Genomic DNA, 9,656 nt, shown 5'->3' with positions numbered 1-9,656 from the left:
AAGGTACAAGTATAGATAATTATACTTGATTGAGGGTGTGTGCCACCATGATAGGGGAAGACCCGTTGATAAACATGAAAATCAGGCTGTCTATTAATCAGTTCTACTTCACCTTTAGGGTTTGCTGCCCTTCCTTCATCCCCAAAAGATTCATCGTCAACAGAAGGGTTTGTTACTGGCTCTAGGTCTCCGCACTCTAAACAGGGATCGCCTTCTGGCGTTACAACGGGTGGTTTTGGCCCTTCAGGCCCCACTGATGGGGTTGGTGCTTTTGGCGGTTGAGATGCTGGGGGTATTGTTGGAGGTTTTGGCGCAACGGGTGCTTTTATCACTGGTTTTTCTATCCGTTCCGAGGGCTTCTCTCGAAACGAAAGCTTTATATCGTTGTTACGATCAACAACATGATAATTTTTTGCTTTCCTCAAGTACTGGGATGCCGTGTACGTTGGATCAAGTTGCAAAGAAAGAGGTACACCAAATTGGTAACGAACAGAGATCCCAAAACGGTTTTCAGCTTGACTTTGCCCACCCAACACGCGATCAACATCAAACTGTAGCAATGGAATCGGCGCATAGCTGAGCCCTAATGATAACGCATGCAGATTTCTGGCATCTTTCCCTTTCTTGGTAAGCGCAACACTATCGCCAAAGTATTGCTCAAATTTCACCCGACCACTCAACTGACGATACCCGAGTATCCACGCTTGCAAATTGACATCATAGCCATGAGCGACATCCGCGTAATACCCTAGTTTTTCATCAACATCCTGGTTACGTGTCAGGCCATAATATCCATTGGCCATAAAACGAACATTATCAAACCATAGCTCCACCAACGCCGAGGCGGTGGTAAACTGATTTTGACGTCTGCGCATCATAAAAAAGGTTATAGCCCAATCCCCAGTCATTACCAAAATGAAGCGGCCCCACTCCCGCACTGACGCTGTTTTTATGCTTGCGATGATGTCCCCTAAATTGGCTAAACAGCATGCGATTTTCATTTTCTTGCAATGGAACTAATACATTCAGCGAGGTGCTTTCAGACTGACGGCCAGGCGTGCTCAAACGAGCCTGAGCCTCTCCCCGAATTTTCATATCGTCCTTTTGGACGACATAGCGGAATGCTGACTAGAGGCATTACCTGCGATTGATGGTGAAATTACAGAGCGCCCAGCCTCCTCTTTTGAGAACTTAATCACAGGAGTGTGGGTCCTCTCATCACTTTTATTCACCTGAGAACAACCAATCAAAGCAAAAACCATCCCCAGTTGTCGAAAAAAACGATATTTTCCATTATCATTCATAATTTATTAAACACAAATGTGCCCTCAATAATAAACACAAAAAATATGAATCATAAAAACAAAAAAAGCAGCATACTCTATAACATGATAAAAAATTTAAAAATAGGGTTATCATCGGATACCAATCCATCCACTGTGTCTTGTATCACTCATCGACGGTTATTCCAACACCACGAGAACAGTCATGACCGTTAATAAATCCAAAACAAATCAATATAATATGAACAATAGATTCACTATAAAATTTGCCCCCCTCACCAAACACCAGACTATTTCTGGTAAATATTCTGAAATTGTAATGATAATTTTTTAAAAAAATTATGATTTTAAATAGACCAATGCTTTTTATCCAATCTTAAAGATAACTACATTTGTTTATTTAACACATCCTCTTTGACATATTTAAATAACGAAACGAGACTATTTACTCACTGAGACAGTGACACGCATTTAATGAGCAATATTCATAACACTAATCAATACAATACGATTATCTCACCACACATGTTCTGTTATCTTGGGCTTATTGATGCTACGCTACTCCTATATCACAGCGCACATTGTTTGTTATCCATTTTTGCGGAGAATCATACATGTCGCCCCAACACGATCGCACTCGAAGAGCGCTGCTTTCCGCATTGCCCAGCTTAACCGTGGTAAAGATGGCGTTTCCCACCTCCGCGAGTGCCAACACGGATAACTCACTAAAAACTGAACGCACTCTCGTCGTCTATTTATCCCCCAGTGGTAACACGCGTGTTATCGCAGGGGTTATTCATCGCAGCCTGCACAGCGATCTGTTTGAGATTGAGCCAGCAATACCCTATCCGGATGATTATTTTCAGACGGTAGAACAGACAAAAATTGACCGTGACCTCAGGCCACCGCTAAAAAGCAGTGTCAGTAATATTGAGCGTTATCAAACGATTTATTTAGGTTTTCCTGTTTGGGGAACCACCCTTCCTCCAGTAGTCCAAACCTTTCTCACTACCCATAATCAGGCAGACAAAACCCTGATACCTTTCATCACACATGGTGGATATGGTGTTGGTAACAGTGAAGCACTCCTGGCGAGACTGGCCCCTCATGCCAGACGAGAACAGCCACTTGTTATCGAATGCGATCAAGAACGAAGAACCACAGAAATCGTGACCCGCTGGCTAAGTACAGTCTCGCGCTGAATTGCCGACGCGAGCGGTAATTAATGAACACCGTTAATAAACCCTAGCGAATTCGAGCGACTAATCGAATAAATCGCGCTGCGCTATGCTTGCTAAACATCGGTAAAGCCGTTAATAGCAGGAGCTTAATAATGCAAAAACGTTATTTGGGAAAGTCAGGACTTGAAGTTTCGGCGCTAGGTTTAGGCTGCATGGGATTGAGCCAAGGCGACGGACCGGCAACGGATACACGTCAGGTCATAACACTGATTCGCGCAGCCGTTGAGCGCGGGGTAACATTTTTTGATACCGCCGAAGTGTATGGCCCTTATTTAAATGAAGACGTTGTCGGTGAGGCCTTAAAACCTTTGCGCGATCGCGTGGTTATCGCGACAAAATTTGGCTTTAACATAGGCAACGACAATAAACAGCAAATGTTGAACAGTCACCCAAAGCATATCCGTGAGGCCGTAGAAGGTTCATTGCGTCGCCTTAAGACGGATGTTATCGATCTTCTCTATCAACACCGGGTTGATCCCGATGTCCCGATTGAAGATGTCGCAGGAACCGTGAAAGATCTGATCGCCGAAGGCAAAGTAAAACATTTTGGCCTTTCAGAAGCCGGGGCTCAAACCGTGCGCCGCGCTCATGCCGTACAACCTGTTACCGCGCTGCAAAGTGAATATTCCCTATGGTGGCGCGAGCCGGAGCAAGAAATACTTCCGCTGCTTGAAGAACTCGGCGTTGGTTTTGTGCCCTTCAGTCCGCTGGGCAGGGGCTTTCTGACCGGTGCAATCAAAGCCGAAACCATCTTTGCAGAGAATGATTTCCGCAAAACGGTTCCTCGTTTCTCCGCTGACGCTCTGAAAGCCAACGAAAAACTGGTGATATTACTGGCAGAACTGGCAGCAGAACGTCACACTACTCCTGCTCAAATCGCACTGGCTTGGTTACTGGCGCAAAAACCATGGATTGTGCCTATTCCGGGCACCACGAAGTTGCATCGGCTAGAGGAAAACCTGGCTGCAACAGAAATCATACTCACGCCAGCAGACTTGCAGAAAATTACCCAAGCGTTGGAAATGGTGAACATCGTAGGTGAACGTTATCCGGCGGCATTGCAAGCACATGTTGGTCGTTAATCTTCATAGAGATAGTTGTCATGTTTAAAACCATTAAAACCATTAAAGCCATTGGCTCCGATACGGCAACCAATCCGTTAACAACATTCAGTATTAAACGCCGCGGATTACTGGATGATGACGTTGAGATGGACATTCTCTATTGCGGCATCTGCCATTCCGACCTTCATCAGCTCAAAAATGATTTTGGTGCAGCACACTACCCGATGGTCCCTGGGCACGAAATCGTAGGCCGAGTTACCGCGGTGGGCCGTGCCGTCACCCGATTTCAACCGGGCGATTACGCCGCAGTGGGCTGCATTGTTGACGCATGCGGCGAATGTCCAGCCTGCCGCAGCGACCTCGAGCAGTTCTGTGAATCCGGCACTACACTCTCGTTTAACTCGCCGGATAAACATCTGGGGGGAATGACCTACGGTGTACTCTCCGCTTAAACGCTGGCAGGCCGGCTCGGGAAAAGTGGTAGGCATTCTCGGCATCGGAGGGCTCGGGCACGTCGCGATCAAAATTGCCAAAGCGATGGGCGCACAGGTGGTGGTATTTACCACATCGGAAGCCAAGGTTGCAGATGCGACTCGCCTTGGCGCATTTAATGTCGTTAAAGGGCGTCGCAGCTTCTCCGGTTCGAATATCGGTGGCATTGCAGAAACCCAGGAAATGCTTGAGTTTTGCGCTAAACATGGCATTACTGCTGATATCGAACTCATCAGTGCCAGTCAGGTTAATGATGCGTTTTCTCGCCTGGAAAAAGGCGATGTGAAATATCGATTTGTTTTGGATATGTCTACGCTGCAATAAGTTACATAATCAGGGCGGGCTGTCCGCCCTCAGCGAATCTGTTTCTTTACACGCTTTACTCTGAATCAGCCGTAATGCCAAATACAGATCCGGCACCAGAATCAAATCGTGTACCTTACTGTCGGAACGGTCCATACGAAACCAACGGGTTAATTCGGTTCGCCGTCCTGCGAGCACCAGATTAATTCCGCGTTGTTTAAGCTCTCGTTTCAATTCGTCGATAGCGGCCAGCACGCTGACATCGGCGTGGGTAAAGCTGGCTACCACATCAATCACCACCCAGCGCGGCTGAGAGGCATCACTATCCACCAGATCTGTAATGCGGCTTTTAAAATAGGCAACGTTGAAATAGGTTAATGGGGAATTGAAACGGTACATGATAACGCCGTCCACCGGTCTGATATCATTATCATTGCCGTTATCTAATGAATGAATCATGCCTTCCGCGTTGACACCGAGCAAATGCTCAGTAGGTCGAAATACCGTTTGCAGAAATTGCAGCAACCCTAGCAACACAGCCAATCCAATACCCGGAATAATGCCCACCAGCAGCACATTCAGAAAAGTAAACAGTGCCAGATAGAATGCCGGGCGATTACGCTTACGCAGTTGGAATATGCTGCCTAAATCCAGCAGGCCCCACAACGCATAGATTAATATGACGCCGAGTACGGCAATGGGAATATATTGCAGAGGTTCACTCAACAGCACGACCACCAGCGCAATCGCCAAAGCGGAGATCACAGAAACCAACTGGCTTTTGCCACCGTTGGCATCGTTAACCGCAGTACGTGAATTTGCTCCGCTGATGGCAAATCCCTGTGACAAACCAGAGACGATATTCACCAAACCCAGTACGCGAAATTCACTGTTTACATCAACCTCGTAACCATTTTTTGCCGCGAAGCTGCACGCCGTCAGCATCATACTGACAAAGCTGACCACCGCAAGATTCAACGCCGGGATCACCAGTTCACGCAGCAAGCCAGGTTTGAAATCCGGCCAGGACACGGTAGGCAAACCGCCCCCGGTGTAACCAGAAACCGTCTCAACGCCAAAGCGCGGCAAGTTTGCCGCCCAGGTCAGCCCCGTCGTCAACAGGACGGCAAAGAGCGGTGCGGGCCAATTAGGCCGAAGATAACGCACACCAAACAGACATAACAGCGTCAGCAACGAGATACCCACCGTTGGCCAGTAGCTATTTTACCAGATTCGACGGTAGCGCATAAATGCGCTCAATCAGTTCACTGGAGGGGGATGAAAAACCAAACACTTTGCTGATCTGGTTGACGATGATGGTCAGTGCAACACCGTTAAGCAAGCCGCTTAATATCGGGCGAGACAATAAATCCGCAATGGCCCCCAGCTTGAATCGACTGGCAATCAGACACCATGTCCCCATCATCAACGTCATCACAATCGCCAGTTGCCAATGAAGCTCCGCGTTTCCCGCCGCCAAGGGGGTGATGACCGCAGCGATGACCGCACAGGTAGCAGCATCTGGACCCACAATTAATTGCCGCGAAGAGCCAAAATGGCGTAGGCGACCATCGGCAAAATACAGGAGTAAAGCCCAACGATCGCGCTTACGCCGGCTAATTCGGCATAGGCGATCGCCACCGGCAACGCAACAGCCGCTACCGAAAGCCCCGCGCGAACGTCGTGCTTTAACCAGGTGCGTTCATAAGCAAGCAGATTTATCAGGCCAGGAGTCAGGGATTTCCACTGCATACTTCTTCCATTTAATCTTCATTATGGGAATAAAAGACATCATGCGGCCTGCTCGCCGGCAGGCGACAAAGCACGTTGCACAGCGGGAATGGCTTGCCTACCAACAACCCACGGATGATGTGAAGTATGGCAGAGATAAAATAAAAATCAGAAGTCGCCATGTACTGCGCCTTCTGATTTTTTGTATGACTCAACAAAGCGTGAAGAATCAGTAATTCACATTCACGGAAAGCCAGTAATTACGCCCAGGCATCACATAGCCGGTGGTACTCTGGGAAGAGGTAAAGTAATCCCCAACGGTTGTGCTCCCGTTCCCCACAGCAAACACGCGTGTCCGGGTAAAATCTTTATCCGTCAGGTTATTAATAGCACCGTTGAACGTCACATCTTTCGACACTTTATACGATGCGCCAAGATTGTAGACAGTAAAGGATTTAAAATATGCGCTCAGGTTTTCATAGTTGTCGGTGAATCGTGCAGTTTTACTGCGGTACTCTGCCTTTAACCAGGTAGAGAGTTTCTCATTCACGTTCCAATTCAAACGCGCATTCGCCATATGTCTGGGCGTATTGGTCAGTGATGCCCCTTTATTCTCACCATCCTTTTGTTCGCTGTCGGTGAAGGTGTAGTTCATGTTGAGTGACCAATCATCAGACCACAGAGGAATGATTGTTGCCAGCTCAATGCCCTGAGTGGTCGCTCTTCCAATGTTGGTATAGGTGCTAGTTACGCTGTCTATGGTTTCACTGTTGATTTTGTTTTTGAAACGGTTGTGGAATAACGTCGCGTTGGCACCAAAACCGCTCTGGTTCTCATAGTAAATTCCCAGTTCAGTATTGACGCTCTCTTCCGGTTTCAATTTCGGGTTACCGATCGTGGTAATCGTCCGCTGCCCGGTTACCCCCACTGATGCCATCGTGCAATTGCACAAGAGACGGCGTTTTGTATCCGGTGCTGACGCCCCCTTTCACCGTGATATCATCATGTGCATCCCACACCAGATAGGCGCGAGGGCTGACATGTCCGCCAAAGGTCTCCTGATGCTCATAACGGGCACCAAACGTCAATGCCAGCGGATCGACAATTCGCCATTCATCCTCAGTGAACAGAGACCAAGAGTCCTGACGGAACTCTTTGCCGTTATTCGCCAGAACGATGCCATCCTTCATGCGAGCATCCCAATACTGGCCTCCTACCGTTAACAGATGGCTGTCACCCAGCGGCGCTACCAATTTGGAATCAAGGATAATATTGGTATTATCAAGATCGCGCTTTGTTCCCGCCAGGCCCGTAGCGGTAGGAACAGAAGCGTTGGTGATCAGTCGGCCTTTATTCTCGGTTTTATTGTACGAGAGGCTCGAATTCAACGTACCGAAACTCAGGTAATTATCACTGCCAAGGGTCACTTTGCGGCGCTGATAGCGCAGCGTATCTTCATATCCCCCTGCCGCACCGATCGTACCGAGTTGGTTTTCGGCATTATCGTATTTCTGATTGGCAATTTCACCATCCAGCCAAAGCGCATTTTTGTCATTGACCTGCCACTGCAATTTATTACCAAGCGTATAATTATCCGATTTAACTGGGTTTGGCCCACGCTTACTCAGTTCAGTACCGGTACTTGATGATTCAGCCTGAGATTCCCCACGACGAAAAATACTGCCACGTAGAGACAGCCCCAATTTATCTTCAATTAACGCCCCACCGGAATATAATGAGAATTTAGAACTGTCACCAAAGTCGGTGTTTTCCTGAAAGGTGTGCTCCAACGTTGCAGTACTGCCCCATTCGTTGGGCACTTTTTTGGTAATTATGTTCACGACGCCGCCAATAGCGTCAGAGCCATATAACGTCGACATCGGCCCGCGAATAACCTCAATGCGTTCAATTGCAGAAAGCGGCGGCATAAAACTGGTATTCATGGCACCAAACCCATTTGGCGTAACATCAGCGGTACCATTTTGTCGGATGCCATCGATCAGAATAAGCGTATAGCTGCTGGACATACCGCGAATACTGATATCAAGGCCTCCCGTTTTGCCCGTCGTGCTATGGACATCCACCCCTTCGATATCACTGAGCGCATCGGCAAGATCGGTGTAACTTTTCTGGCTGAGTTCACGTTGACTGATGACAGAAATACTGGCCGCTGCCTGCCGCAGTTTTTGTTCATACCCCGAAGCAGTGACAACCATAACATCGTCATTTTCTGCGGAGATCCCGTAAGGCGCTGCTGTGATGGCAAGTGCCGAAACTAACATTCTTTTTATCATCCCAACTCCCTTTAAACGCGTCTAAATGGATGCCAATGAAGTGACTTGCGCGATGACTTTAATAATAATGCAAACAATAGTCATTATCATTTCATAGGGAATCTTTACAAAGCTAAAAAGGGATGAGAAAAAACAGGTAAACCTTTGGCAATGGGTGTCCCATTACATACTTCAATACCACAGCAAAAAGCGGCTATGCTTAAACCAGAACGAACCGCGCAACACGATCATTCCAAATTTAAAAAAGTTTTTTCACCTTAACGGGATACGGAGCATATATGGTCAGCGATCCCAAGTCTCCCCGTACAATAAAAGCGCCAAGTTATTTTGATGCTTTACTCCCTGTAGTCACCTTGATCGTGCTGGTGGGGGCTTCCGTTGCCTTGTTCGGCCTGGATGCGGTAAATGGCCCGCTGCAAGTAGCAATTATTCTTAGCACCATGATCACGTCGATAGTCATATTAAAAAATGGGCACACTTGGGAAGAGATTTCTGAATCAGGACGAAAAGGAATTGCCACCGTCTCCGGTGCCATCTTTATTCTTTTTTCCGTGGGCGCATTGATCGGCACCTGGAACATGTCTGGCACCATTCCAACCATGGTGTATTACGGCATAGTCATGATCATGCCGAACTGGTTTTACCCCATCCCCTTTTTAGTGAGTGTTGGTGTATCACTCAGTATCGGCAGTTCATGGACAACCGCAGGTACATTGGGTGTTGGCTTGGTCGGATTAGCCAATATGCTTGGCTTATCGCCTGAGATCACCGCCGGTGCTGTTATTTCCGGTGCTTATGTGGGTGATAAAGTATCACCGCTCTCTGAAAGCACCGTATTTGCTGCACAACTGAATGGCGTCGAACTGTATAAGCATATTCGCACTCAAATGTGGACAACCCTACCCGCAGCAGCTATTGCCCTGATAGCGTTTATCGCGCTTGGTATTAATCAGCACAGTGCCTTCGATGCCACTGTCACGGATAATGAGTTGAAACGGTTTAACGAACTGTTCCACATTACTCCCTGGAACCTGCTGCCCTTGTTCTTTTTACTTACGCTCTCGGTATTAAAGGTGCCTGCATCGCTGGCGATTATGTGTTCCGCATTACTGGCAGGCATTATGACGCCGATAATGCAGCCGCAGGTGGTACTGCGTTTTATTGCTGAGCCAGATACCGCCGCACTGTAAGCACACCGGTTTTAGTTCCACGCACTTTTTGAGATTTCCGGGTTTTCAGCCATCAGCC

4 protein-coding genes and 4 pseudogenes are annotated in these 9,656 nt (G+C 47.7%); 4 read left to right on the top strand and 4 right to left on the bottom strand.

Going from position 1 to position 9,656, the window contains the following annotated elements; genetic code table 11:
- Nucleotides 1-1,095 (bottom strand): annotated as a pseudogene (locus tag CS369_RS21740) (inverse autotransporter beta domain-containing protein); the annotation flags it as partial.
- Nucleotides 1,096-1,897: 802 nt separating this feature from the next.
- On the opposite strand from CS369_RS21740, the gene CS369_RS21730 reads away from it, so the two are divergent.
- From CS369_RS21730 to CS369_RS21720, 3 genes and pseudogenes are all read left to right on the top strand, one after another.
- Nucleotides 1,898-2,485 carry a flavodoxin gene (locus CS369_RS21730; protein WP_196908653.1) on the top strand — a complete coding sequence of 196 codons (588 nt, stop codon included), beginning with the start codon at nt 1,898-1,900 and terminating at the stop codon, nt 2,483-2,485.
- 131 nt (nt 2,486-2,616) lie between these two features.
- Nucleotides 2,617-3,606, top strand: coding sequence for an aldo/keto reductase (locus CS369_RS21725; protein WP_196908656.1), 990 nt, complete (start codon nt 2,617-2,619; stop codon nt 3,604-3,606).
- A gap of 20 nt (nt 3,607-3,626) precedes the next feature.
- Nucleotides 3,627-4,404 (top strand): annotated as a pseudogene (locus CS369_RS21720) (alcohol dehydrogenase catalytic domain-containing protein).
- 9 nt (nt 4,405-4,413) lie between these two features.
- Here the strand turns inward: CS369_RS21720 and CS369_RS21715 are convergent.
- The 3 genes and pseudogenes from CS369_RS21715 to CS369_RS21710 form a co-directional block, all read right to left on the bottom strand.
- Nucleotides 4,414-6,135, bottom strand: a pseudogene (locus tag CS369_RS21715) (SulP family inorganic anion transporter).
- 11 nt (nt 6,136-6,146) lie between these two features.
- Complete coding sequence (locus CS369_RS22620) at nt 6,147-6,296, bottom strand: hypothetical protein (RefSeq protein WP_210769506.1); 150 nt, start codon at nt 6,294-6,296, stop codon at nt 6,147-6,149.
- A 47-nt stretch (nt 6,297-6,343) separates the two neighbouring features.
- A pseudogene (locus tag CS369_RS21710) lies at nt 6,344-8,408 on the bottom strand (TonB-dependent receptor domain-containing protein).
- Between the two features lie 278 nt (nt 8,409-8,686).
- Between CS369_RS21710 and CS369_RS21705 the strand changes: the two are divergent.
- Nucleotides 8,687-9,598 (top strand): Na+/H+ antiporter NhaC family protein, encoded by a 912-nt coding sequence (locus tag CS369_RS21705; RefSeq protein WP_244665179.1) that lies wholly within the window; start codon nt 8,687-8,689, stop codon nt 9,596-9,598.
- The last annotated feature ends 58 nt before the right edge of the window (nt 9,599-9,656 follow it).

This window comes from Candidatus Symbiopectobacterium sp. 'North America' (assembly GCF_015762685.1).
Lineage (GTDB): Bacteria > Pseudomonadota > Gammaproteobacteria > Enterobacterales > Enterobacteriaceae > Symbiopectobacterium.
Note: the sequence above shows the minus strand (reverse complement) of the source record. Positions and strands in the feature narration are given on the sequence as shown.